The following is a 23,683-nucleotide window of genomic DNA, read 5'->3' as shown; positions in this document are numbered from 1 at the left end:
ACGCCGTCCTACATGAGCCCCGAACAGGCGGCCGGCGAACTCGGCCGCGCAGCGACGTGTACAGCCTCGGCGCCACCCTCTACTGCCTGCTGACCGGCCGGGTGCCCTTCGACGGCGAGATCGGCGAGGTGCTGCGCAAGGTGCAGCGGGGCGAGTTCCCGCCGCCGCGGCAGGTCGCGCCGTCGATCGACAGGGCCCTGGAGGCCGTCTGCCTCAAGGCGATGGCGAATCATCCCGAGGACCGCTACGCGACCTGCCGGGCGCTGGCCGATGACGTCGAACGGTGGACGGCCGACGAGCCGGTGGCGGCGTGGGCGGAGCCGTGGACGCGGACGCTTCTGCGCTGGCTGACCCGGCACCGCACCGGCGTCACCGGCGCGACGGCGGCCGGGCTGGCCGGGGTGCTCGGGCTGTTCGCCGTGCTGGCGGTGCAGGCGTCGGCCAACGCCCAGCTCTCGGACGCCCTGGACCGCGAGACGAGGGCCGGCGCCGCGCTGGCCGACGCCAACGCCGGCCTGACCCGCTCGAAGGCCGCCGTGCAGGCCCGCTATAACCTGGCGGTCGACGCGATCAAGACGTTCCACACCGGCGTGAGCGAGGACTTCCTGTTGAAGCAGGACCAGTTCAAGGAGCTGCGCGACCGGCTCCTGGAGTCGGCGGCCGACTTCTACCGCCGCAAGCTCGGCGCCCTGCTCGGCGACGAGGCCGACGGTGCGTCCCGGCGGGCGCTGGCGCGATCGAACTACGAACTGGCCGACCTGACTTGGAAGGTCGGCCGTTCGGAGGACGCCCTCGCGGCGCACCGCGCGGTGCTCGCGACGCGGGAGGCCCTGGCGGCGGAGCCCGGGGCCGACGCCGTGGCGGTCGTCGAGGTCGGCCGGAGCCTGACCACCATCGGATCGCTGCTGGAGGTTACGGGTCGCACGGACGACGCGCTGGCCGCCTACCGACGAGCGGAGTCGCTGTTGGCCGGCGCCGACGGACCGGCGCCGGCCGCGCTGGCGGCTTGCCGGTCCGCCCTCGGCTCGCTCCTGGCCCGGAGGGGTGAGCTCTCCGCGGCCTTGGAAGCCTACAAGCTGGCTCGGTCCGATCAGGAGGCGGTGGCCGCCGGCCCCGGGGCCTCGAACGAAGCCCTCCACGACCTGGCGAGCACGCGCCGACGGACCGGCGACCTGCTGTCGTCGAAAGGCAATCCGGCGGACGCGGACGCCGAGTACCGCGAAGCCCTGACTATCCTGGAGAAGCTCGCCGGCGAGAACCCCGCCGTCCCCGATTTCCGCAGCGACCTGGCGGCGACTCGTCACAGGCGCGGCTGGCTGCTGAACCATTCGGCCCGGCTCGCGGACGCGGAGGCCGACTACCGCGAGGCCATGACGCTCCTCGAGAAGCTCGCCGACGAGAACCCCGCCGTCAGCGCCCTGATGGGCGAGCTGGCGCAAACCCACAACGACCTCGGCCTGTTGCTCCTTCAGACGGGCCGGCTCGGGATGGCGGAGTCCGAGTGCCGCGCGGGCCTGGCGATCAACCGGAAGCTGGTCGACGACCATCCCGCCGACGCCAACTACCGGCGCGGCCTCTCGATCGCCCTCGCGAGGCTCGGGATGGCCCAGACTCAACAGGGCAGGGCCTCCGAAGCGGCGGATGCGTTCCGCAAGGCGGTCGAGGTCTTGAAGGGCCTCCCGGCCATGGAGTCTAGTGATCTCTACAACGTCGCGTGCTTCTTTTCGCTGCTCTCCGCGACGCCCGCCGCGCCGGGGTCGAGTGGGGCGGACGGCGAGGGCCGGGCCCAGGCCGATCAGGCGATGGAGGCGTTGCGACGGGCCGTCGCCGCCGGGTTCCGCGACCTCCCCCACATGCAGGCCGACTCCGACCTTGACCCGCTCCGCGGTCGCGACGACTTCAAGCTGCTGATGATGGACCTGGCGATCCCGGCCGACCCCTTCGCCGCGGCAGAATGATTCACCCGAGGGCGAGGGCGAGGGCGTCGGCTGCGGGTTCCGCGGGGAGACGCACCACGTCGCCGCGTCTCGGCCGGCCTTCGTTGCGGAGCGGCTGCTACAATGGGCTCCGGTTTCGTCACGCACTGGAGGGATCGATGGACCATCAGAGCCTGCTGATCGACGGCGTCCGCGTCCCCCGGTTCCTCTACGGGACCGCGTGGAAGGCGCGACGGACGAAAGTCCTGACCGAGCTCGCGCTCCATCAGGGCTTTCGCGGCGTCGATACCGCGAACCAGCGACGTCACTACGACGAAGCCGAAGTCGGCAAGGCCGTCACGGCATCGATCGAGAGCGGCATGTTGGAGCGCGAGGACCTCTTCCTCCAGACCAAATTCACGTTCAAGGACGGGCAGGATCATCGCCTTCCGTATGACCCGCAGGCTCCGGTCGGGGTCCAGGTTGAACAGTCCTTCGCGAGTTCGCTCGAACATCTGGGCGTCTCGGAGATCGACTCGTACCTGCTCCACGGGCCGACTCGGCGGGTCGGGCTGGGTGCGGCCGATCGGGAGGCCTGGCGTGCGATGGAGGCCATCCACGACGGGGGCCGGGTCCGCCTGATCGGCGTCAGCAACGTGTCGCTTGATCAGCTCCGAAGCTTCCATCGCGAGGCGCGCGTGCCCCCCCCGCTTCGTCCAGAACCGGTGCTACGCCGAACGAGGTTGGGACCGTGAAGTCCGAGCGTTCTGCGTCGAGAACGGGATCGTCTATCAGGGCTTCTCGCTGCTGACCGCCAACCGAAAGGCGATGACCCGTCCCGAGCTGATTCGGATCGCCGAGCGGCGCGGCCGGAGCGTCGAACAGATCGTCTTCCGATTCGCGCTCGACATGGGCATGGTGGCCCTGACGGGGACGACCGACGCCGACCACATGATGGACGACCTCGAGGTGTTCGAGTTCCACCTGGAACCCGGGGAAGTCCGACAGATCGAGCGGCTGGGAGCTTGAGGGCGATCCGCGATCCGCGATCGGCCGAGGGTCCGATAATGGGCATTCGGACCGAATCCTGTCTGGGGCGGGGGAGGCATCCTTAAGGCTGGCAGGGTGCCTCGGCCCGGATACTGGGGGATGGTGCCCAAATAAGGACGCCGCCCCTACACTCGGGGCGGCGTCCCACGCGGCCATACTTATCGCGTTTGAGATGGGCGACGTTTCTCCGCAGGGCTTACTGCGGATTCCCAGTTCCATGCTTCATACGGTGCTGCGCATCCGGGCCCACAGGGGCGTGGGCCGGACGTGCACCGTGGGCGGTCCGAACTTCACCTGGAAGCCCAGTTTCGGGGCCGACGGGTCGAACGGCGTGTCGACCTTCACCGCGAAGCTCCGTCCCAGCTTCGGGGCCGACGGGTCGAACGGCGTGTCGACCTTCACCGCGAAGCTCCGTCCCAGCTTCGGGGCCGACGGGTCGAACGGCGTGTCGACCAATACGGTGATGGGGGCTGCCGTAGACGTCGAGAGCACCATTCGCGATTCCAAGGATTCGGCGACGAGTACGCGCTTTCGGGATCTGTTCGGAGAGTACATCGATTTCCTCTCGAGTTCGATGATGAGCCGTCGGTGGACGTCCCCAAAACAGAGGACGATGCGGCCGGACTCTTGGAAGGCGGGACGGTCGACGAACCGCCCGTCGACGCAAGTCCTCTAGATTCTTCGGAATCCCTACTATATCGGCGTCCCATCTGGCTGCGTTATTCACGTTAATTCGGACGACATGTCGATCCCGTTCGTCTGCGTGTCGACTTGGATCGACATGGACGCCCTTCCATCGGACGAGTTCGGTCGGACGACGGGGGAAAGCTCGGCCGACCACGCCACAAGCCTCGCCTGCCGGCCGGGGGCCTAACGGGCGTCGACCGGCGAGGATCATCGATCCCGCAGCGCCCGGCGTTCCGCCCTGGACTCTTCGACGAGCCGCCGCGACTTCTCGCGGGTACGACGCGACTGGCGCCTGAAGTCGGCGAATCGACGACGAAGTAGTATGACCTCGGCGATGGTACACCGCACAATCGAACGAGGTCGTCGGACTCGCGGGACATGGCGCGCCCTCCCCGGAAGAGCCCGTCCTGGCCCCGAGGCCTTGTGCCGGCATCGCGGGAAAGTCCTCGGCCCAGGTAGGATCAACCTTTGAATCTCGCAGGACCCCGCCCTGCAACGTCCGATAATGGGGCTTATGTCGTGCGACGTGAAAAGGTGCGGGTTATTCCAGTGGGTGCGAGTCCCACCCGGCCAACTGGGTCGCTCCAGCCGGAAGCCATCGGAGCGGCGGCGGAGGTGACGAAGCCGCCGAAGCCTTCGAGAAAACGGGCCGCGCAGGCGGCTCGGCGAGCAGGCAGGCCGTAACGCGAGTGAACGCCGAGCAGGCCCCGAAAGAAATGACGAGGGAGCCGACACGCCGACATAACGGGGAAGGCCGCCGTCGCTGGCGAGAATCGAGGCGGTGGAAGATCCTCCTCATGAGCGATCACGACCCAGCGATCCCTCCGGGGTAGTGGCGACGGCATGCCGGCACATGGATGCCCGGCGCAACACGTGAAGCCCCAGGCGGCGGCGGTCGTGACCGCCGACCGGAAGCCCGCGAGGGACAGGCCGGGCCGCCTAGGGTGACGGACAGGCCCGTAGTACCGACGAAGCCGGGCAACTCCGGCGGAGGAAAGGGGCCTGAGTTCAAGACCGACGTCCGAAGGGGCATGAGAGCCGGGAGATTGGCGATGAGCCTAGCACCTCCACCGAAGGTTCGGAGACTCCAGGGGGCGTTGCACGCCAAAGCGAAGGGATCGCCCGACTATCGGTTCTACTCGCTGTACGACAAGGTGTACCGAAGAGACGTCCTGGAGTGGGCCTACGTCCGCCGTCGCGCCAACGACGGCGCGCCGGGGGTCGACCGCCGGACGTTCGAGGAAGTCGAGGCGTACGGCCTGGACCGGTGGCTGGACGAACTGGCGGCAGACCTGAAAGCGAAGTCGTACCGCCCTCTTCCGGTCCGACGCGTGTTCATCCCGAAAGGCGATGGCAAGCGACGGCCGCTGGGGATCGGGACGATCCGGGATCGCGTGGCGCAGATGGCCGTGGTGCTGGTCTTGGAGCCGATCTTCGAGGCCGACCTGGAGCCGGAGCAATACGCCTACCGGGCCGACCGCAGCGCCCTGGACGCCGTGCAGGCGGTCCACGGGCTGGTCGCCACGGGGCACACCGAGGTCGTCGACGCCGACCTGTCGGGGTACTTCGACGGCATCCCGCACGCCGAACTCATGAAATCGCTGTCCCGGCGCATCAGCGATCGGCTCCTCTTGGGGCTGATCAAGATGTGGCTGGAGGCTCCGGTGGAAGAGGTCGACGGGCGGGGCCGCCGCCATCGAACGACCCGCAGCAAGGACGAGGGCCGGGGCACCCCGCAAGGGTCCCCGCTCTCACCGTTGCTTTCCAACGTGTACATGCGCCGTTTCGTCCGCGGTTGGAAGACCATGGGGCACGAACGCCGGATGCAAGCCTACGTCGTCAACTACGCCGACGACTTCGTGATCTGCTGTCGCGGCTCCGCCGACGAGGCGATGGCCGAGATGCGGGGCATGATGTCCAAGCTCAGGCTGACGATCAACGAGGCCAAGACCCGGCGGTGCCGCGTCCCCGAGGAGTCGTTCGACTTTCTGGGCTACACGATCGGTCGGTGCCACTCGCCGCGGACCGGCCGCGCCTTCATCGGCACGTACCCGTCCGCGAAGAAGGTCGCGCGCCTTCGGGACGAGATCCGCGAGACGACCGATCGCCGCTGGCTATACACGGACGTCGAGGACCGAGTGGCCCGACTGAACCGGAAGCTTCTGGGATGGTCGAACTACTTCCGCCTCGGCCCCGTGAGCCGGGCCTATCGAGCCATCGATCGGCACAGCTGCCAACGGCTCCGGCGGTGGTTGTGCGCCAAGCACAAGGTGAAGAACCGGGGGATGTCACGGTTCCCCGACCGGCTCCTGTTCGAAGAACTGGGCCTGATTCGCCTGAGCGATCGGACGCGCGACTTCCCGTGGGCGAAAGCGTGAGTTCTCGTCCGAGAGCCGGATGCGGGAAATCCGCACGTCCGGTTCGATGAGCGGGGAGTGGAAACGGGGCATGGCGAGGCTGTTGAGGCACCGGCGGACGAAAGGGCCGGAAACAGATAGGCCGAGCCTACACCACCGCGCCACTCCTCGACTCTACCGGTAATCGGCATCGGGTCAGGTGAGCATAGAAGTTGGGAAGTCGAGGAGTCGCAGAATCCCTCGGGGACGGTTTGGTCGAGCGGGCCGCTCGCACCTCGTCCGTGCGGGACCGGTCCGTCGACGCGGACGCCGCATGCGACCCCGCAGCGGGTGCGGTCCAGCACCGTTGTCACGCCCGGCTCGTCGACCGATACCAGAAGACGCAGCCTTGGGATGCACACCTGTGCCCCGACGGTCGACCTCGGCGAGCGGGGCCCTCGGGGGTCCGAGCTAGTTCGGGTCGTCGGGCGCGGCGGCATGCGAGACGGCCGCCTCCTCGGCGGCGGCGACCACGCCGCGGGCCTCGGCCCTCGACGTGGCCTGCCGCCTCTTGGCGCCGAACTGGACGTTCAGGCCCACCACGATCGAGTCGATTTGGCTGTCGAACTTGGTGAACGCTCCGCTCTCCTCGACGACATCGCCTTGGATCGAGTTGCGGAAGCCGTGGACCCAGGCCGAGGACAGGGTGACGTCGTCGGTGAGTTTCAGCGAGGCCCCGAACGAGAGAGTGTGCTGGATGATGCCGGGCAGTTGCACGTTGAACAGCGTGGCCGGCGCGGGGATCGGGTTCGTGTTGAACAGGTAGCCGGCGCGGAGGGTCACGCGGTCCGTGAGTTCGTGCTGGCCGCCGATCGCCAGGGCGAAGACGCTGTCCCAGCCCAGGCCGCCGTCTCGTACGGACTGGCCGAAGAGGGCCGCGTTCCCGTAGTCGAGATAGCGTAGGTCGACGTCGATCAAAGAGCGATCGAAACCCTTGTACGCGACGCCCCAGGAGTAGATCGCCGGGAGCTGCGCCTGGACCCCGATGCGGCGGTTCGTCAGGTCGGGGTTCGCCGCGTTGAATCCCCACCTCTCCTGCCACACCGGGCTCTTGTACGAGAACCCGACGTTCCAGTCGTCGCCCGCCTGATAGAGCAGCCCCAGCTGGAACCCGCCCCCCCAGAATTGGCGGCCGTTCGTCGCCGACGGGAACGTCGGCAGTATCCCACCCGGCTGCCTGGGCCCCGGCGCGAAGAAGGCCGGGTTGAGGGACATGGTCCCCGACGTGATGACCGGCCCGCCGCCGACCGAGAGCCGGTCGTTGAACCGGTAGGAGGCCATGGGAGTGATGGACAGGAACGAGGCGTTCGCGAAGATGGGCCCGAACCCGAAGCTGCGTGGGGGTTGATTCCCGGAAAGGATCGGGATCGAGGGGTTTCCCTGGTAGTTCACGTTGCCGCCCACGAAGCCGAAGATTCCGAGCCCGAAGGTGGTTCGGGAGTCGGGCGAGAGCCGAAACGACATGCCGGTCGCGATGTTGGGGATGACCCCGCTGTCGCTCCGCGCGACCCCGTAACGCCCCTGGACGGGCAGGACGCCATTGATGGCCCCCGCCGGCAAGCTCGTCGTCAGGTGCGTGCTGGGGATGATCAACTCGGAGCCGAGGAGGAACTCCTGCCGCTCCAGGAAGCTCAGGTTAGCCGGGTTCCAGTAGCTGGATCCGAAGTCCACCGGCGCGGCGGTCGACGCGCCTGCCATGGCGCGGTTGATCGGCCCGGCCCCGGGGGCGATGATCCCCTGCGCGCCGGCCTGGGCCGACAGAACCGCCGACAGGGCGACGACCAAGAACGTTCGACGTGCATACTGTCGATCCATGGCCAGAGCTCTCCCCGGCTCCTTCCGGCTCGAACGCGTCGCGCTTCCACCGCGCGTGGCCCGAGCATCACGATCAAATGCCGAAGCCGTCGCCAACCACGAATCCACGGCCCTGGCCGTCGATGGAGGCGATGAGGCATGCCACGTCGAAGATCAGGGCGACGTAAGGTTTAGAAATGGGCAGGACCCGTCTCCAGACGTAGCCGAGCATCGACCCGGCCGTCATGCCGACTGTGGCGTGGGACGCATTGTAGGGCATGAGGCCGAACCCGGACGCCTGGCGCGTGGCGGCCGACTTGAAGCCGGAGACGAGCCCGCCGGTTCCCCATCGAGCGAGACGACGCCCTCACCCATAACCCGCGCGCCGCCGACAACCGATCCGAACAGTCGAATCCTGGAGACTTATCGTTCGGACGATACTGGATGCATTAAGAGTAATCGGTACAATCGGCAAAGTTTCCTTGCCCATCTCGACGCCGTTGGTGATCCCTCCACGTGCCCGGCCCGCGGCCGACGCCGACCCGGCCCTCGATGCCGAAGATAGGTGGAGCTACCGATGCGGATTCGCCATGAGATCCTCCGGGTCGCCGTACTGGCCCTCGCCGCGCCACTCGTTCTCGGGATGGTGGGCACCGCCTTCGCGGTCGCCGATGATCTGGACCGGACGACCCTGCCGATCCCTGAACCGACCCGAGCCCGCGCCACCGAGCTGGACGCCCGCAACGCCAAGGCCCCTCCGCGGTCCGAGGTTGAAGCCCCGCAGGGGGCGCCGAACGTGGTGATCGTGCTTCTCGACGACTTCGGCTTCGGCCAAGCCAGCACCTTCGGCGGGGCGGTTCGCACGCCGACCCTGGAGCGGCTGGCCCGGAACGGCCTGCGCTACAACCAGTTCCACGTCGCGGCGCTCTGCTCGCCGACCCGCGCGGCCCTCCTGACGGGACGCAACCACCACTCCTGCAACGCCGGCGCGGTCATGGACATCGCGACGGCCCATCCCGGCTACACCGGGGTCCGCCCCAGCAGCATCGCGCCCTTGGCGGAGATCCTCCGGCTCAACGGTTACAGCACGGCCGCCTTCGGCAAATGCCACGAAGTCCCGCCGTGGGAGGTCAGCCCTTCCGGCCCGACCGATCGATGGCCGACTCGCTCGGGCTTCGACAAGTTCTACGGCTTCATCGGCGGCGAGACGAACCAGTGGGCCCCGTCCCTCTACGACGGGCTGGCCAAGGTCGAGTTGCCCGAGGACCCCAACTACCACCTCCTGACCGACATGACGGACCAGGCCGTTCGCTGGGTGCGGCAGCAGCAAAGCCTCACCCCGGACAGGCCGTTCTTCGTCTATTTCGCGCCCGGGGCGACGCACGCCCCGCACCACGTCCCGCAGGAATGGGCCGACAAATACAAGGGCGCGTTCGACGGCGGCTGGGACCGCTACCGGGAGGAGACGCTCGCCCGGCAGAAGGCGCTCGGCGTCGTCCCCCCGGACACCCGGCTCGCGCCCAAGCCCGAAGCGATCAAGGACTGGGAGGGCCTGACGCCGGACGAGCGGCGGGCTTTCGCCCGGCAGATGGAGGTGTTCGCCGGCTACGGCGAGATGGTGGACCACGAGGTGGGGCGCCTGGTGGCGGCCGTCGAGGCCCTGGGTCGCATGGACGACACCCTCTTCATTTAGACAACGGGGCGAGCCCGGAGGGGGGCCTGACCGGCCTGAACAACGAGGCGGGCTTCTTCAACGGCGTTCCGGAGCCCCTGGGCGAGAAGCTCGCGCACCTCGACGGGCTCGGCGGCCCGCTCTCCTACCCCCACTACGCGGCGGGCTGGGCGGTGGCCGGCAACACCCCCTTCCGGTACGGCAAGCAGGTGGCCTCGGACTTCGGCGGCAACCAAAATCCGATGGTGATCCACTGGCCGAGGCGCATCAAGGCGAAGGGCGAGCTCCGCTCGCAGTTCCACCACGTCATCGACATCGCCCCGACGGTGCTGGAATCGGCGGGGTTGCCCGAGCCCAAGCAGGTGGGAGGGACGCCGCAAAGCCCGATGGAGGGCGTCAGCCTGCAGTACACGTTCGACGACCCCCAGGCCCCCTCGCGGCACCGAGTCCAGTACTTCGAGATCGGCGGCAACCGGGGCGTCTACCAGGACGGCTGGTTCGCGGGCACCGTGCATCGCGCGCCCTGGGAAGCGACGCCGCGGGCGCCGCTCGCGGCGGACCGCTGGGAGCTCTTCCACGTCGATCGCGACTTCAGCCAGTCGACCGACCTCGCGTCCGAGAACCCGACGAAGCTCAAGGAACTCCAGGACCTCTTCCTGCAGGAGGCCGTGAGGTACCACGTCCTGCCGATCGACGACCGGAGCGTGGAGCGGATGGACCCCGCGGTCGCCGGCCGCCCCGACCTCATGCAGGGGCGCACCTCGCTCAGGGCCTACCCCGGCGGGGTCGGCATGGCGGAAAACGTCTTCATCAACGTGAAGAACCGATCCCACGCGATCACCGCGGAGCTTGAGATCCCCAAGGCGGGCGCCGACGGCGTGATCATGGCCCAGGGGGGTCGGTTCGGGGGATGGAGCCTGTACGTCAAGGAGGGAAAGCCGATCTTCGCTTACAACTGGCTGGGCGTGGAGCGGTACCGCATCGCGGCCGAGGGGAAGCTGACCGAGGGCCGGGTCGTCCTCCGGTACGAATTCGCCTACGACGGCGGCAAGCGGGGGGCGGGAGGCACGGGCACGGTCTCGGTCAACGGCACGAAGGTCTCCGAAGGGAGGATCGAGAAGACGATCCCGAACATCATCTCCGTGGACGAGACGGCCAACGTCGGCGTGGACGAGGAGACGCCGGTGACCGACGACTACGCGGAGCGAGCCAACGAATTCACGGGCGTCATCCACGAGGTGGTCATCGAATTGAACTAAGGCAAGGGGCGTGCACCGCCGGATCGAATTTGTACTCGGCCAAGGAGCCGGCCGGCGACGCCGGCCGCCGCGCGGACGTCCGCGTCCCCCGGCCGATTTCCCACAAAGAGGCCGGCGAAACATAAAGGGACTCATATCCGGCAAAACCGGCTCCCCGTCAGCTGAAAATCATTGACGATCGACTGTCGCCACGCAAATGGAGAAGGGCTTTAACTCCGCAGCGAGAGCGGGCCCTTGCTTGACCCGGACCATTCGAGCTGCTCAATTCTCGCCCAGGCGGAGCAGACGTGGGACCGACGCCGAAATCGCTCGCGTCAGCTTGGAATTTCAACAAAAGGCAATAATCCACATGCGTTGCCTCATCGCTTCGCTCCTCGTCACTGCGGTGGCCGTGCTGCCCGAATATGCCCGAGCCGACGAGCCAATCACCCCGGAGGCCGCACACGCCATCGGCGTCGATGCCTACCTCTACTTCTACCCGCTCGTCACCATGGACATCACGCGGAAGCAGTCCGTGAACGTCGAGCCCGGCAAGGAGCTGGGCAAGGGCCCGATGAATACGTTCGTGAGCGTCCCGGCGTATCCGCCTGCCGATTTGAAGGTCGTCGTGCGGGTCAACTTCGACACGCTCTATTCCGTCGCCTGGCTGGACATCACCGAGGAGGCCCAGGTCGTCTCGGCACCGGACACGGACGGACGGTTCTACCTCCTGCCCATGCTCGACATGTGGTCCGACGTGTTCGCGTCGCCCGGCTGGCGGACGACGGGCACCAAGGCGGGGAACTTCCTCGTGACCCCGCCCGGCTGGAGCGGGACGGTCCCGGAGGGGTTCACGCGACTCGCGGCCCCGACGCCGTACATCTGGGTCATCGGCCGCACCAAGACGGACGGGGCGGCGGATTACCCCGCGGTCCACAAGATTCAGGCGGGTTACAAGGTCACCCCGCTCTCACGCTGGGGCAAGGCCGCCGGACCGGTGACGGTGAAGATTGACCCGGGCGTGGATATGAAGACGCCGCCGAAGACCCAGGTCGACACCATGCCGGCCGAGAAGTACTTCGCCTACGCGGCCGAGCTCCTCAAGCTGCACCCGCCCCACGCCACCGACCAGCCGATGGTCGCTCGGTTGAAGCGAATCGGCATCGAGCCCGGCAAGAGTCTCGACTTCGCCGGGCTCGACCCCGCGGTCAAGAAGGCGTTGGAGGGCGTGCCCGAGGAGGCACAGCGGGTCATGGCGTGGAAGGTGGCGACGCTCGCCCGCGTCGTCAACGGCTGGTCCATGAACACCGACACGATGGGCGTCTACGGCAACTACTACCTCAAGCGTGCGATGGTCGCCCAGCTGGGCCTCGGTGCCAACCTGCCCGAGGACGCCATCTATCCGCTGAACCTCGCCGACGACACCGGCAAGCCGCTCGACGGTGCCAACAAGTACACGCTCCACTTCGACAAGGGGGCCACGCCCCCGGTGAATGCCTTCTGGTCAATCACCCTCTACGACAGCGACGGCTTCCAGGTGGCGAACGTGCTCAACCGCTTCGCGGTCAGCAGCTACATGCCGTTCAAGGTCAACGCGGATGGGTCGCTCGACCTCTACTTCCAGAACGAGAGCCCCGGCAAGGACAAGGAAGTCAACTGGCTGCCCGCCCCGAAAGGGCCATTCAACGTGTGCATGCGTCTCTACGGTCCGATGGCCGAGGCCCTGACCGGCAGATGGAACCCGCCTCCGGTGGTGAAGGTCCAAGCGGTGCCCGGAATCGGCGCTCAATAAACCGCTCGTGGGTCTCCCGGCATGGCACAAGAGACAGTGACGAGGGCGGCCACAGTGCCTGACCAGGTGAAGCTCGCCCTGAAGTCGGTCGATTGACCGCGTCCCCGGCGACGCTCGGCCCCCGCGAGGATGAAGACGTCCTCCCGGGAGACCAGGAGCGCATGTCCATCAAGCTACCGGTCTTCGAACGCCGAGAGAAACTCCAGGACCGCGTAGTCCCAATTCAGGGGAGTCGACCCGCGATGCTGCCCAACCCGAGGACCTCGCGACGAAGAAGGCGTGGACCCTCGTCGACGAGTTCAAGGCGTTCGCCTTCAAGGGGAACGTCGTCGACCTGGCGATCGGCGTGATCATCGGCGGGTCGTTCCACAGCATCGTCGATTCGATGGTCAAGAACGTGGTCATGCCTATGTTCGCCATCTTGATCCCGGGTCAAAGGCCCTACACGCACTGGCAATTCACGGTCCGGGGGAGCACGGTCCACATCGGCCTGTTCTTGGCTGATATCGTCCATTTCCTCATCATGGCGGCCGTCCTGTTCCTGTTCCTGGTGAAGTTCCTGGGCTGGCTCGTGCGAACGAAGAAGGAGGAGATCGCGACGATTCCGCCGATGACGAAGGACCAGGAACTCTTGGCCGAGATCCGGGACTTGCTCAAGGACCGCTCGCAGATCGAGCCATCGCCATGAATCGCAGCGAGTGAAACATAAAGGGCGTTATGTTCAAGGAGGGCGTGTCCTAACGCTTGGTGCGGTCGCGAGGCCTCACCCCCCCCACCTCCCGAGCGGGCAGCGCTCGTGGGCCAGCCGGCTTTTGGCCTCGGTGAAGCAGCCGCAGATCCGGCAGCGCAGGCCCGTGTGGTGCTCGCACGTCCGACACGTCGCCGCGCGAGCCCGCTGGACCTCCGCCGGCGTCGTCTTGAGGCCCGAGCCGACGAAGGCCGCCATCGCCTTGGTCGCCGACAGCGCCATGCCAAGCGGGCCGGGGCCGGCCGGCCGGTCGTTGGACGGCTGCAAGGCCGCCGCGTCGAGGTTCGACCCCTCGTCCCGGTAGCGGCGGAGCTGCTTCTCAAACCAAGCGGCCTCAGGCTTGCCGAGCGATCGCAGCAACGCGGTCGACTCCTCGGCCCGAGCGACGGCGAGGTCGCCGCGGCCCGACTCGGCGAGCGCGATCGCCTGCATCCAGAGGAGGCGGGCCTCCTGGTGGCGGTCGCCGACGATCCGGGCCGCCTCCACCGCCTCGCCCAGGGTCGAGAGCGATCCGCGGACGTCGCCCAGGCGGGCCTGCGTCGTGGCGATCCCCTCCAACGCCGACTTGAGGGAATGGGGGTCGTCCGCCGCGCGGGCCAGGCGCGCCGCCGACCCCAGGGCGGCCGACGCCTCCTGGGGACGATCGAGATTCAAGTACGCGAGGCCCAAGTTGTAGAGCGCGTCGGCGACGAGCGACGGCTCCCCGTGCTCGCCGAGCCGGTCCAGGGCCTCGCGAAACCGCTCGACCGCGGCGACGGCGTCCCCCGGTTCAGGAGGACGACCCCCAGGTCGGCTGTCGCGGCCGCCGTCCGGCTCCCGTCGGATCCCCGGAGGGCCTCTTCCAGGAGGCGGACCGCGGCTTCGGCGACCGTCTCAGAGGGGCCGACTTCCCCGATAGCCGGCGCGTCCCGGCTCTGCGCCCCCTGCACGCCTTCGACCAGGAACAGCCCGTCGCCGATCCGACGGACGGTCGCCCCGTCGGGCCACAGGCCGCGCACGACTTCCTCACCGAGCGGCCCCCCGCCCTCCGACCAGGCCAGGGCCAGGTCGGTCCGCCGGCTGCCTCGCCGTTCGACCGGCGTCCCGTCGGGCATCGTCCAGGACGATTCGGCCCCCGCCCTCCCCAACTTGGAGGCGAGCTTCGCAAGCCATCCCTCGGGGGCGCGGCGCTCGACGCGGAACGCGGCGGCCGGCACCACCCTCACCCCTCGGTCGACGCGGCCGCGTTCGCCCGCCGCCACGCCGACGCGGTCCCAGGATCGATGCGGGGGCGCCCCGACGGTCGGCACCCAGAGGAGGATCCGGTCGTTTTCGCGGCTGGAGTCCCGCACGACGCCTTCCGCCAACCGGAGGTTCGAGAGGTCGAACGACTTCATCAATGCCCTCGCCGATTAAGATTGATGAAAATCAAGGATCTGGCTCTAGCGTTCGTACTCCGGATTCAGTTAGCCCGATCGGACGTGTGATTTCAACATGCAGACCTGAATGCGGTCGGAGACCGGTCGCTTGTGGGGCGGGTCGTCGGCGGATAATCTCACTGTTCGATCGGGTTGCGACCTGGCGCCGGCGGCGGGACGCTCCCCGTTCGGGTCGGCCGTCCGGCGACATCGAGGATCTTCAGGGAGTCCAGCAAGGTGATCGGGATCGACCTCGGCGGCAAGGTGGCGCTCGTGACCGGCGCCGGACAGGGGCTCGGTCGCGCCACGGCGACCCGTCTGCACGCCGCCGGCGCCGCCGTCGTCGTCAATTATCCGCCGGACCCGGCCGGGCGGAACGCCGCCACGGCGCAGGAATTCGCCGTCGGGCTCGGCGACCACGCGGCGGCCTTGCCCGCCGACGTCCGCGACGTCGCCCAGGTCGACGCGATGATGTCTGCGATCCGCGAGCGATTCGGCCGGCTCGACGTGGTCGTCAACAACGCGGCCGTCATCCGAGATCGGACGGTCAAGAAGATGACCGACGAGGACTGGCGAACGGTCGTCGACACCGACCTCACCGGGGTGTTCCAGGTCTGCCGGGCGGCGGCGGCGATCCTGTCCGACGGCGGCCGGATCGTGAACATCGCCTCGATCTCCGGCGTGGTCGGCTTCTTCGGCCAGGCCAATTACGCGGCCGCCAAGGCCGGGGTGATCGCCCTGACAAAGGTGCTGAGCAAGGAGCTGGCGTCGCGCCGGATCACCGTCAACGCGGTGGCCCCGGGTGTGGTGCTGACCGACATGGGGAAGACGATCCCCGAAGAGGTCCGCGCCCGGATGCTGGCCGAGATCCCGCTCAACCGCTTCGGCGAGCCCGAGGAGATCGCCGACGCGATCCTGTTCCTGGCCAGCGACCTGGCATCCTACCTGACGGGGCAGACCCTCCACGTCAACGGGGGTTGGTGGTCGTGACCGACCGCGTCGAGAGGCTGCTTTGCACGGCGGCCGAAGCTGTGGCGGTCATCGAGGACGGTCAGACCGTCGTGAGCGGCGGCTTCGTCGGGGCCGCCCATCCGGAGGCCCTCACCGAGGCGATCGAGGCCCGCTTCCTCGACACCGGCCGGCCCCGCGGCCTGACGCTGCTCTACGCGGCCGGACAGGGCGACGGCGGCGGTCGCGGGCTCAATCACCTCGGACACCGGGGGCTCCTGGCGAGAGTCGTCGGCGGCCACTGGGGCTCGCCCCCCGGATCGGTCGGCTCGCGCTCGCCAACGAGATCGAGGCCTACAACTTCCCCCAGGGAGTCATCTGCCACCTGTTGCGCGACATCGCCGCCGGCCGGCCGGGCTGCATCACGGGCGTGGGCCTGGGGACCTTCATCGACCCGATGCATCAGGGGGGCCGGCTGAATTCCCGATCGACGGCGGAGCTGGTGAAGCGGATCGAGATCGACGGCCGCGACTGGCTCCTGTATCGGGCCTTTCCCGTCCACGTCGGCCTGATCCGAGGCACGGCCGTGGACATTCATGGGAACCTCTTGATGGACGAGGAGGCGATCGTCGGCGAGGTTCTGGCGATCGCCCAGGCCGTCCACAATTGCGGCGGAACGGTGATCGCCCAGGTCCGGCGGGTGCTCCCCCACGCGGCCCCGCCGATGTCCGTGCGGGTCCCGGGGGTCCTGATCGACCGCGTCGTCGTGGCGGACGCCGAGCATCACCACCAGACCTTCGCCGAGCGGGACAACCCGGCTTACTACAACGCCGCCGAGCGGGACGGCCTCGGCCAGTGGCCGCGACTTGCGGCGGGGCCCCGTCGCATCATCGCCTCGCGCGCCTGCGACGAGCTGGAGCCGGGGGCGATCGCCAACCTGGGGATCGGCACGCCGGAAGGCGTCGCGCTGATCGCGGCCGAGCGCGGGCTGCTCGGCGAGGTGACGCTCACCGTCGAGAGCGGGCCGATCGGCGGAGTTCCGGCCGGCGGCCTGAGCTTCGGGGCGTCGTTCCATCCGCAGGCGATCATCGATCAGCCCTCGCAGTTCGACTTCTACGACGGCGGCGGCCTGGACTTCGCCGCGCTCGGAGCCGCCGAGATCGACCGTCGGGGGAATGTGAACGTCTCGCGATTCGGGAATCGGCTCGCGGGCGTCGGCGGGTTCGTCAACATCTCCCAGAACGCGCGACGGGTGGTCTTCTGCGGGACGCTGACGTCCGACGGGCTCGAAGTCGAGGTCGCGGGCGGCCGATTGCGGATCGTCCGCGAAGGCCGGGTCCGGAAATTCGTCGCCGAGGTCGCGCAGCTCTCCTACGCCGCCGAGGTCTCCCGGCGGAAGGGCCAGGAGGCGCTCTACGTCACCGAGCGGGCCGTGTTCCGACTCACGGAGGAGGGCCTCGAATTGATCGAGATCGCCCCCGGGATCGACCTGGAGCGAGACGTCCTCGATCAGATGGAATTCCGCCCGCTCGTACGCCAGCCGCGAATGATGCCGGCTTCGTCGTTCGATCGAGACACCGGAGATTGATGATGGCGGAATTATGCGTCGTCGCGGCGCGGCGAACGGTCCTGGGACGATTTCTCGGCAAACTCAAAGACGTGTCGTCGGTGGATCTGGCCTGCGCGGCGGCCCGGCCGGTCCTGCACGGGCTCGACCCCTCGACGATCGACCGGGTGATCGTGGGCAACGTCCTTGGCGCCGGACAGGGGATGAACATCGCCCGTCAGGTCGGCGTCCGGGTGGGGCTGCCGCCGGAGGTCCCGGCGTTCACCGTTAACATGATGTGCGGCTCGGGATTGCAGGCCGTGCGGCTCGCGGCCCAGGCGATCCAGTGCGGCGAGGCGAGGGCGGTCCTCTGCGGGGGGACCGAGTCGATGTCGGGCTCCCCGTACCTGGTCCCGCGCGCCAGGCAGGGCCTGAAGCTGGGCGACGCCGCCATGGTCGATTCGATCCTCCGCGACGGCCTGGTCGACGCCTTCGACGGCCGACACATGGGGCTGCTCGTCGAGGCGATGGCGACGCATCGGGACATCAGTCGTCGTCGACAGGATGAATGGGCGGTCCGGAGCCAGGAGCGTTACGCCGCCGCCCAGTCCGCCGGCGCTTTCGCGGACGAGCGAATCCCCCTGGAAGGCCTGGAGGCCGACGAGCATCCCCGGCCGGGGGCGACGCTCGAAGACCTGGCTCGGTTGAAGCCCGCCTTCACGTCGGACGGGTCGGTCACGGCCGGAAACGCGAGCGGCATCAACGACGGGGCGGCCATGCTGCTCCTGGCCGATCGCGACCTGGCGACGCGGGAGTCGTGGCCCATCCTGTGCGACTGGGTCGATTCGGCGCTGGTCGGCTGCGAACCGGCGTCGATGGGTCTCGGCCCGGTCTATGCGCTGCGGCGGCTCTGCGAGCGTCAGGGCGTCGCCCTCGCGGATTGCGACGCGATCGAGATCAACGAGGCCTTCGCCGCGCAGGTGCTGGCGTGCCTCGAGGATCTCGGCGTCAATGAGAACTCGGTCAACCTGTGCGGCGGTGCGATCTCGCTGGGGCACCCGATCGGCGCCAGCGGGGCGCGGCTGGTCGTCCACGCGGCCCATCAGATCCACCGGGGCGCGGCGACGCAGGCGGCCGTGAGCCTCTGCGTCGGAGGGGGCATGGGGGTCGCCGCCCTGTTGCGAAGCCCCGGCTGATTCACGAACCCTTCCTGGAGGAACGCTCGCCATGGCGATCGAGGTCGGCGCCATCGCCCTGGCCCTGGGCTTGCTGATGACGGTCGCGTATCGCGGCCTGTCGGTGATCGTGTTCGCGCCCTTGTGCGCCCTGCTGGCCGCGGCCCTTTCCGGGCTCCCCTTGCTTCCCAGTTATACAGACTTGTTCATGACTGGGGTGGCCGGTTTCATCCGGTCCTTCTTCCCGCTCTTCTTGCTTGGGGCCGTCTTCGGCAAGCTCATGGACGCCAGCGGCGCGGCGGCGGCGATCGCGGCGGCGATGGTCCGGGCGCTGGGGCCTCGCCATGCGATCCCGGCGGTCGTGCTCGCCGGCGCCGTCCTGACCTACGGGGGCGTGTCGCTGTTCGTCGTCGCCTTCGCCGTCTACCCGCTCGGCGCGGCGCTCTTCCGGGACGCGGGCATCCCCAAGCGGCTGCTCCCGGCGGCGATCGCGCTGGGGGCCTTCACGTTCACGATGGACGCGTTGCCCGGAACGCCCCAGGTCCAGAACATCATCCCGACGCGGTTCTTCAAGACCGACGCTTACGCGGCGCCCGTCGTGGGGCTCATCGGCGGCGCCTCGGTGCTGCTCGGCGGCCTGTTCTGGCTGGACCGTCGCCGCGCCTGGGCGGTCGCCGCGGGGGAGGGCTACGGCGACGGCCACCTTCACGAGCCCGAGGCCCGGACGGGGGACGAACTCCCCTCGATCGTCGCGGCGGTCCTCCCGCTGATCCTGGTCCTGGCGGTCAACTTCGCACTGAGCCGGACGGCCTGGTCGATCGACGGTTGGTATCCCGAATCCTCGCTCCGCGAGACGTTCCCCGCGACGAATCCGCGCGAGGCGGCGCCGAGCTGGGCCGTGATCGTCGCCCTCTCGGTCGGGATCCTGGCCACGCTGGCGCTGCACGCGCGGAGGATGCGGGTCGGCTTCTCAGCGTCGCTTTCGACGGCGACGGCGGGGGCGCTCCTGGCCATCTTCAACACGGCGTCGGAGGTCGGCTTCGGGACGGTCGTCAAATCGTTGCCGGGATTCGGCGTCGTTCGGGGATGGGTGCTCGACGTGAGCCGCAACGTGCTGGTCTCCGAGGCGGTCGCCGTGAACGCGCTGGCCGGGATCACGGGCTCGGCCTCCGGCGGGTTGTCGATCGCGCTGGAGGTGATGGGGGGCTATTATCTGGAGGCGGCCCACGCGCAGGGGATCAGCCCCGAGCTGCTGCACCGGATCGCCTCGATGGCCTCCGGCGGCATGGACACCCTGCCGCACAACGGGGCGGTGATCACGCTTTTGGCGATCACGGGGCTGACCCATCGCCAGTCGTACCCAGACATCTTCGCGATCACGGTGATCAAGACCGCCGTGGTCTTCGCGCTCGCCCTTTCGGCCGGCTCGCTGCCGGGCTGACGCGCGGGGCGGGGCCGCTCCGTTCCTCAGAAGAGGAACTGGAGCCGCGCCCAGAAGAGGTCGCTGTTGACGAAGAACCGTCCCTTGCCGAAGGTGACCGGGTCGCCGAATTCGGTGCGCTGCCAGTCCAGATAGACCTTCAGGTACTGGTTGATGTACCAGTTGAATCCCACGTCGAGGACGCCGACCTGATTGGTCCAGAGGTTGGGGTCGGCCAGGCCCCTCGTGAAGACCTCGTCGCCCAGGTTGAGGGTCGCGTAGCGGGCGGCCAGCTCGATCGCCCCGATCCCGAAATCCGGCCCGCGGCGAAGGTTGAACGGGCGGTTGACCTTGATCGGGGCCCGTCGGGTGACGTGCTCGCCGGTCAGGAAGAAGCCGGCCTGGACGTAGTAGGCGTCGACCGGGACGCTGACGCGGCCGGCGGCGGTCGGGGACGAGAGGTAGTTGGTGGAGCCGCGGTCCCACTCGGCCAGGAGCGAAAGACGCTTGTAGAACAGGGCCGCGTGGACCGCCCCCATCGTCCGCCGGCCGTTCTCGCGGACCGACTCGTTGAAGTCGATGAACGCGGGCGACGCGGTCGAGGAGCCCGATGCCTGCGACGCGGTGACCGACGTCCGCAGCGCCGGCGGGGCCACCCGGTCATCCAGGTTGCCGACGTCCGTCGAGGCACCGACGTTCAGGTAGTTCAGGAAGGGGAACCGGGTCGAGTGGCGGAACGGGCGGACGTTGAAGAAGCCCACGAAGGTCGGCTCGTCGTTGCGGTCCTCGAACGAGTTCCTCTGGCCGTTGTAGAGCCCGGCGGCGTAGTCGACGCGGTCGTCGAACAGCTCGCCCCAGGCCATCGCACCGATCTCGCGGACGTTGCTGAAATTGAGCGCGAAGACGGAACGCTCGGGGGAGATCAGGTCGGTGTTCGAGAGGGCGTAGAACTCGTAGGTGTAGGGAACCCGGTAGCGGCCGATCTTGAACATGAGCCGGTCCTCGTCGAGGACCTTCAGGTTGACGAAGGCGTCGCGAAGCTCGATCCCCCCCGCGTAGCCGCGCGAGAACGAGGCCATATATTCGAGCTTCTTGGTGAGGCGTCCGTTGAACGCCCAGATCTGCCGGGGGATGAAAAAACCGTTGTGGACGGTCCCCTGCCCCGTCCTGTCGAACAGGCGATAATCGACCTGCGTCTCGTTGTGGAACTGGAGCTGGAACTCCTCGTCTTCGCTGGTCAGCTCGAAGCCCTTGTCGAGCCAGGCCTTGAGCGGCCGCTTGTTCTTGGGGGCGGCCGTGTTGGCCGTCGATTCCGTCTCGCCGACGTCGAAGGAGGGCTCCCCCTGGGTCGGGTCCTCCGAGGTCGAGGTCGGAGCCGCGGCGTCCGAGGACGACGTCGGCGCGTCGTCAGCCCCCGACTCGGCATCAGCGGACTTCGATTCGACGAGCGATTTCACCTGGTCCCGCAACTCGCGGTTTTCGTCCTCAAGCGCCTTGAGGCGAAGCTCGAACTGCTGGAGCACGTCGGCCGGCGGGGCGGCTTCCTGCGAGGAGGCGGTCGGGGAGCCGACGGCCGTCGCGACCGCGATCGAGAGGAACGAAGCGAGCCAGAACCGGGATTCCGAAAGAAAGCTCATCATGACCTATGCCAGCCCCATCCATCCTCTCCACTCCCATCGCGGCTTCACCGGAGGCGACCGTCAGGCGGCCTGCTCATCCCGGGGCGAGATCTGGACGAGGGCGTCGCGGAGCGCGGCGGCGAGGAGGGCGTCGTCGACCCCCTTGCGGTTCTCGACCGTGATCTTGCATCCGGCGGCCCTCAGGGTCCGGGTGGTGGGGACCTTGCCGGCCCGGCCCGCCCCCCTCCCCTTGCCGACGGTCGACGGCGCCCGCACGGCCGCGACGCGGACAGCCTCGACGGTCTCGGCCCGGCTCAGGCCTTCGGAGACGACCCGCTCGGCCAGCTCGCGCTGGATGTCGGCGTCGTGGATCTTGCCGATCTCATAGGCCGTCCCCGGCGGCAGGGTCCCCTGCTCCACTCGCTCCTGCACGGGGGCGGGAAGCTCCAGGAGCGCCAGCGCCCGGACGACGGTCGGCTGGGCGACGCCCAGGGCCTTGGCGGCCTGGTTGCCCGACCAGCCGTTCCGCTCCATCAGGGCCTTGAAGGCCTTGGCCTGCTCGATGGGCTTCAGGTCTTCGCGCAGGCAGTTTTCGATCAATTGCAGGGCCCTCAGCTCGCCCTCGTCGATCGGCCCCTCGGACACCACGCACGTGAGGGTCGCCAGGCCCGCGATCCCGGCCGCGCGCCAGCGACGTTCTCCGCAGATGACGACGTAGCGATCCGCGGCCTCGTCCCAGCGGACCCGGATCGGCTGGAGCTGCCCCCGGGTGCGGAGCGATTCCGCCAGCCGCTGGAGCGCGTCGGGCTCGAATTCCTCGCGGGGCTGGTCGGGGTCGGGGACGATCTTGTCCACCGGCACCTCGACGGCGTTCTTGCTCTTGGCCACCCCCTGCCAGCGGCTGGGGACGGCCGACGTGCGGGGCGATGCGCCGGGATCCGGCGAGCCCATGCGGGGCCGTCCCGCGCCCATGCTCTCGGCGATGTTCGCCCCGCCGGCCTTCAGCAGTTCGTCGAGCTTACCCATGTCAGGCGGCCTCCCCCGCGGCGTGCGTCGCGTCGGCCGCGGCGGCCAATCGCGCGAAGATCTCCTCGCCCAGCGCCTTCATGACCTTGGTCGCCGCCCCCCTGGGCTTGTACTGCGCGACCGGCGTGCGCTGGACGATGGCTTCCTTGTAGTCGGTCGAGATCGGGACGGTCGTGGTGAACACGTCGTCGCCGTAATGGGTCCGCAAGAGCTGCTCGAACCCCTTGTGGACGGAGAGGCGGGGGTTCGACATCGTGACCAGGAACCCCAGGAGCTTGAGGCCCGGGTTGGGTCCGGCGACGACCCGGTCGATCGACTCCTGGACGTCGGCGATCCCCTGGGCCCCGAAGTCCTCGGGCTGGAGCGGGACGAGCAACGCGTCGCTGGCCACCAGCGAGGTCCACGAGGCCAGGTGCAGGTTCGGCGGGCAATCGATCATCACGAGGTCGTAACGATCGACGACGTCGGCCAGGAAGTCCCGGAGCGCCGTCTGGAGCGGCCAGTCGACGAGATGCGGGTCGGGGACGTTGAAGCTCCCCGCGGCCCGGCCGCCGCACAGCAAATCCACCCCCGGGACGTGGGTCCCCCGGATCACCTGCTCCGCGACCGCCTCCTGGTGATAGACGGCGGCGATGGTCTCGGCCGGGTCGAGCGCCCGCGTCGCCTGGGGCCCCAGGAACCCCTGCGTGAGGCTCGCCTGCGGGTCGTTGTCGACCAGCAACACGCGCCTCCCGATGAGGGCCAGCGCCCCCGCGAGGTGGTAGCAGGTGGAGGTCTTTCCGACCCCCCCCTTCTGATTCAAGGCCGTGATGACCGGCATGCGTCCTCCTCCCCGGAATCCGAGATCACAGGAGCCTGTATCGGACGGGCTATACCCCGGGTATAAGCCTTTCCGGTCCGCCCTCCAAACCTCGACGTTCCGCCCCCGACGCGTGCCTGCCTCCGCGCCTATACCCCGCGTATACCCCCTGCTCCGCACGTCGTCCCAGCCGCCCCCGCCCTCGTCATGGGCGACCGTGTCGTCCGCCGAAATTGGGTTCGTTCGGCGCATTTCGTGGTCCTTGGGGCGGTGTTCCCGCGATCCGCCGACCGTCTCGCTCCGACCGGCCGCCCTCCTCTCGGACTTCCGGGATTGGCTTCGATTGGGTTCGTTCGCGCCTTCCGTGGAATAGGATCGCCGCGCGAGCGATCCGGATTTCAGAATTCCGCTTCGAGGTTCGTCCGTATACCCCGCGTATAGCCTCGCCACGCGAATGGCC

Annotated in this window: 18 protein-coding genes and 1 pseudogene; 11 read left to right on the top strand and 8 right to left on the bottom strand. The window is 68.6% G+C overall.

What is annotated here, in order from left to right; translation table 11 throughout:
- Positions 1-56: 56 nt before the first annotated feature.
- From VT85_RS26150 to VT85_RS29550, 3 genes are all read left to right on the top strand, one after another.
- Positions 57-1,958 (top strand): tetratricopeptide repeat protein, encoded by a 1,902-nt coding sequence (locus VT85_RS26150; RefSeq protein ID WP_068423094.1) that lies wholly within the window; start codon positions 57-59, stop codon positions 1,956-1,958.
- Between the two features lie 137 nt (positions 1,959-2,095).
- On the top strand, positions 2,096-2,671 hold the full coding sequence (locus tag VT85_RS26145) for an aldo/keto reductase (RefSeq protein WP_231871570.1): 576 nt from the start codon (positions 2,096-2,098) through the stop codon (positions 2,669-2,671).
- Positions 2,672-2,744: 73 nt separating this feature from the next.
- On the top strand, positions 2,745-2,945 hold the full coding sequence (locus tag VT85_RS29550) for an aldo/keto reductase (protein WP_231871569.1): 201 nt from the start codon (positions 2,745-2,747) through the stop codon (positions 2,943-2,945).
- A gap of 243 nt (positions 2,946-3,188) precedes the next feature.
- Here the strand turns inward: VT85_RS29550 and VT85_RS26140 are convergent, their stop codons facing one another.
- Positions 3,189-3,461 carry a hypothetical protein gene (locus VT85_RS26140; RefSeq protein WP_156513222.1) on the bottom strand — a complete coding sequence of 91 codons (273 nt, stop codon included), beginning with the start codon at positions 3,459-3,461 and terminating at the stop codon, positions 3,189-3,191.
- Positions 3,462-4,705: 1,244 nt separating this feature from the next.
- Here VT85_RS26140 and ltrA point away from each other — a divergent pair.
- Positions 4,706-6,031, top strand: a complete 1,326-nt coding sequence (gene ltrA / locus VT85_RS26130) for a group II intron reverse transcriptase/maturase (RefSeq protein ID WP_068423085.1) — start codon at positions 4,706-4,708, stop codon at positions 6,029-6,031.
- Between the two features lie 429 nt (positions 6,032-6,460).
- On the opposite strand, the gene VT85_RS26125 is transcribed toward ltrA, so the two are convergent.
- Together VT85_RS26125 and VT85_RS28110 are read right to left on the bottom strand one after the other, a co-directional pair.
- Entirely contained in the window at positions 6,461-7,864 is a 1,404-nt protein-coding gene (locus VT85_RS26125; protein WP_082859088.1) for an OmpP1/FadL family transporter, read from the bottom strand.
- A gap of 73 nt (positions 7,865-7,937) precedes the next feature.
- Positions 7,938-8,123, bottom strand: coding sequence for a hypothetical protein (locus tag VT85_RS28110; RefSeq protein WP_156513221.1), 186 nt, complete (start codon positions 8,121-8,123; stop codon positions 7,938-7,940).
- A gap of 297 nt (positions 8,124-8,420) precedes the next feature.
- Between VT85_RS28110 and VT85_RS30165 the strand changes: the two are divergent.
- The 3 genes and pseudogenes from VT85_RS30165 (at position 8,421) to VT85_RS26110 (ending at position 13,233) form a co-directional block, all read left to right on the top strand.
- Positions 8,421-10,774: pseudogene (locus VT85_RS30165) on the top strand (arylsulfatase).
- Between the two features lie 349 nt (positions 10,775-11,123).
- Positions 11,124-12,545, top strand: coding sequence for a DUF1254 domain-containing protein (locus tag VT85_RS26115; protein ID WP_068423080.1), 1,422 nt, complete (start codon positions 11,124-11,126; stop codon positions 12,543-12,545).
- A gap of 346 nt (positions 12,546-12,891) precedes the next feature.
- Positions 12,892-13,233 (top strand): MscL family protein, encoded by a 342-nt coding sequence (locus VT85_RS26110; RefSeq protein ID WP_231871568.1) that lies wholly within the window; start codon positions 12,892-12,894, stop codon positions 13,231-13,233.
- A gap of 75 nt (positions 13,234-13,308) precedes the next feature.
- Here VT85_RS26110 and VT85_RS26105 read toward each other — a convergent pair whose 3' ends face one another.
- Positions 13,309-14,019 carry a hypothetical protein gene (locus VT85_RS26105; protein ID WP_231871571.1) on the bottom strand — a complete coding sequence of 237 codons (711 nt, stop codon included), beginning with the start codon at positions 14,017-14,019 and terminating at the stop codon, positions 13,309-13,311.
- Positions 13,944-14,669, bottom strand: coding sequence for a hypothetical protein (locus tag VT85_RS29545; protein ID WP_068423072.1), 726 nt, complete (start codon positions 14,667-14,669; stop codon positions 13,944-13,946). Before VT85_RS29545 ends, VT85_RS26105 begins: the two co-directional genes overlap by 76 nt.
- 258 nt (positions 14,670-14,927) lie before the next feature.
- On the opposite strand from VT85_RS29545, the gene fabG reads away from it, so the two are divergent.
- Genes fabG through VT85_RS26080 form a run of 4 tightly spaced genes read left to right on the top strand, consistent with a single transcriptional unit; the run spans position 14,928 to position 19,800 of the window.
- Positions 14,928-15,680, top strand: coding sequence for a 3-oxoacyl-ACP reductase FabG (fabG, locus tag VT85_RS26095; RefSeq protein WP_231871567.1), 753 nt, complete (start codon positions 14,928-14,930; stop codon positions 15,678-15,680).
- Between the two features lie 22 nt (positions 15,681-15,702).
- Entirely contained in the window at positions 15,703-17,226 is a 1,524-nt protein-coding gene (locus VT85_RS26090; protein ID WP_231871566.1) for an acyl CoA:acetate/3-ketoacid CoA transferase, read from the top strand.
- Positions 17,226-18,380, top strand: a complete 1,155-nt coding sequence (locus tag VT85_RS26085) for an acetyl-CoA C-acyltransferase (protein WP_315850951.1) — start codon at positions 17,226-17,228, stop codon at positions 18,378-18,380. Before VT85_RS26090 ends, VT85_RS26085 begins: the two co-directional genes overlap by 1 nt.
- A 31-nt stretch (positions 18,381-18,411) precedes the next feature.
- Positions 18,412-19,800, top strand: coding sequence for a GntP family permease (locus VT85_RS26080; RefSeq protein WP_068423070.1), 1,389 nt, complete (start codon positions 18,412-18,414; stop codon positions 19,798-19,800).
- 26 nt (positions 19,801-19,826) lie between these two features.
- On the opposite strand, the gene VT85_RS26075 is transcribed toward VT85_RS26080, so the two are convergent.
- The 3 genes from VT85_RS26075 to VT85_RS26065 are packed head-to-tail and all read right to left on the bottom strand — an operon-like array spanning position 19,827 to position 23,244.
- On the bottom strand, positions 19,827-21,419 hold the full coding sequence (locus tag VT85_RS26075; RefSeq protein ID WP_068423067.1) for an OprO/OprP family phosphate-selective porin: 1,593 nt from the start codon (positions 21,417-21,419) through the stop codon (positions 19,827-19,829).
- A 60-nt stretch (positions 21,420-21,479) separates the two neighbouring features.
- Complete coding sequence (locus tag VT85_RS26070; RefSeq protein WP_068423063.1) at positions 21,480-22,424, bottom strand: ParB/RepB/Spo0J family partition protein; 945 nt, start codon at positions 22,422-22,424, stop codon at positions 21,480-21,482.
- A 1-nt stretch (position 22,425) separates the two neighbouring features.
- Complete coding sequence (locus tag VT85_RS26065) at positions 22,426-23,244, bottom strand: ParA family protein (protein WP_068423060.1); 819 nt, start codon at positions 23,242-23,244, stop codon at positions 22,426-22,428.
- Positions 23,245-23,683 lie beyond the last annotated feature (439 nt).

The organism is Planctomyces sp. SH-PL62 (genome assembly GCF_001610895.1).
Taxonomy (GTDB): domain Bacteria; phylum Planctomycetota; class Planctomycetia; order Isosphaerales; family Isosphaeraceae; genus Paludisphaera.
This window is presented reverse-complemented; position numbering and strand designations above follow the sequence as displayed.

Excerpts from the sequence above, each read along its gene's own strand:
- VT85_RS26145 (WP_231871570.1), top strand. The coding sequence starts at position 2,096 with ATGGACCATCAGAGCCTGCTGATCGACGGCGTCCGCGTCCCCCGGTTC.
- VT85_RS29550 (WP_231871569.1), top strand. The coding sequence starts at position 2,745 with ATGACCCGTCCCGAGCTGATTCGGATCGCCGAGCGGCGCGGCCGGAGC.
- VT85_RS26140 (WP_156513222.1), bottom strand. The coding sequence starts at position 3,461 with ATGGTGCTCTCGACGTCTACGGCAGCCCCCATCACCGTATTGGTCGAC.
- ltrA (WP_068423085.1), top strand. The coding sequence starts at position 4,706 with ATGAGCCTAGCACCTCCACCGAAGGTTCGGAGACTCCAGGGGGCGTTG.
- VT85_RS26125 (WP_082859088.1), bottom strand. The coding sequence starts at position 7,864 with ATGGATCGACAGTATGCACGTCGAACGTTCTTGGTCGTCGCCCTGTCG.
- VT85_RS28110 (WP_156513221.1), bottom strand. The coding sequence starts at position 8,123 with ATGCCCTACAATGCGTCCCACGCCACAGTCGGCATGACGGCCGGGTCG.
- VT85_RS26115 (WP_068423080.1), top strand. The coding sequence starts at position 11,124 with ATGCGTTGCCTCATCGCTTCGCTCCTCGTCACTGCGGTGGCCGTGCTG.
- VT85_RS29545 (WP_068423072.1), bottom strand. The coding sequence starts at position 14,669 with ATGAAGTCGTTCGACCTCTCGAACCTCCGGTTGGCGGAAGGCGTCGTG.
- VT85_RS26085 (WP_315850951.1), top strand. The coding sequence starts at position 17,226 with ATGATGGCGGAATTATGCGTCGTCGCGGCGCGGCGAACGGTCCTGGGA.
- VT85_RS26080 (WP_068423070.1), top strand. The coding sequence starts at position 18,412 with ATGGCGATCGAGGTCGGCGCCATCGCCCTGGCCCTGGGCTTGCTGATG.
- VT85_RS26075 (WP_068423067.1), bottom strand. The coding sequence starts at position 21,419 with ATGATGAGCTTTCTTTCGGAATCCCGGTTCTGGCTCGCTTCGTTCCTC.
- VT85_RS26070 (WP_068423063.1), bottom strand. The coding sequence starts at position 22,424 with ATGGGTAAGCTCGACGAACTGCTGAAGGCCGGCGGGGCGAACATCGCC.
- VT85_RS26065 (WP_068423060.1), bottom strand. The coding sequence starts at position 23,244 with ATGCCGGTCATCACGGCCTTGAATCAGAAGGGGGGGGTCGGAAAGACC.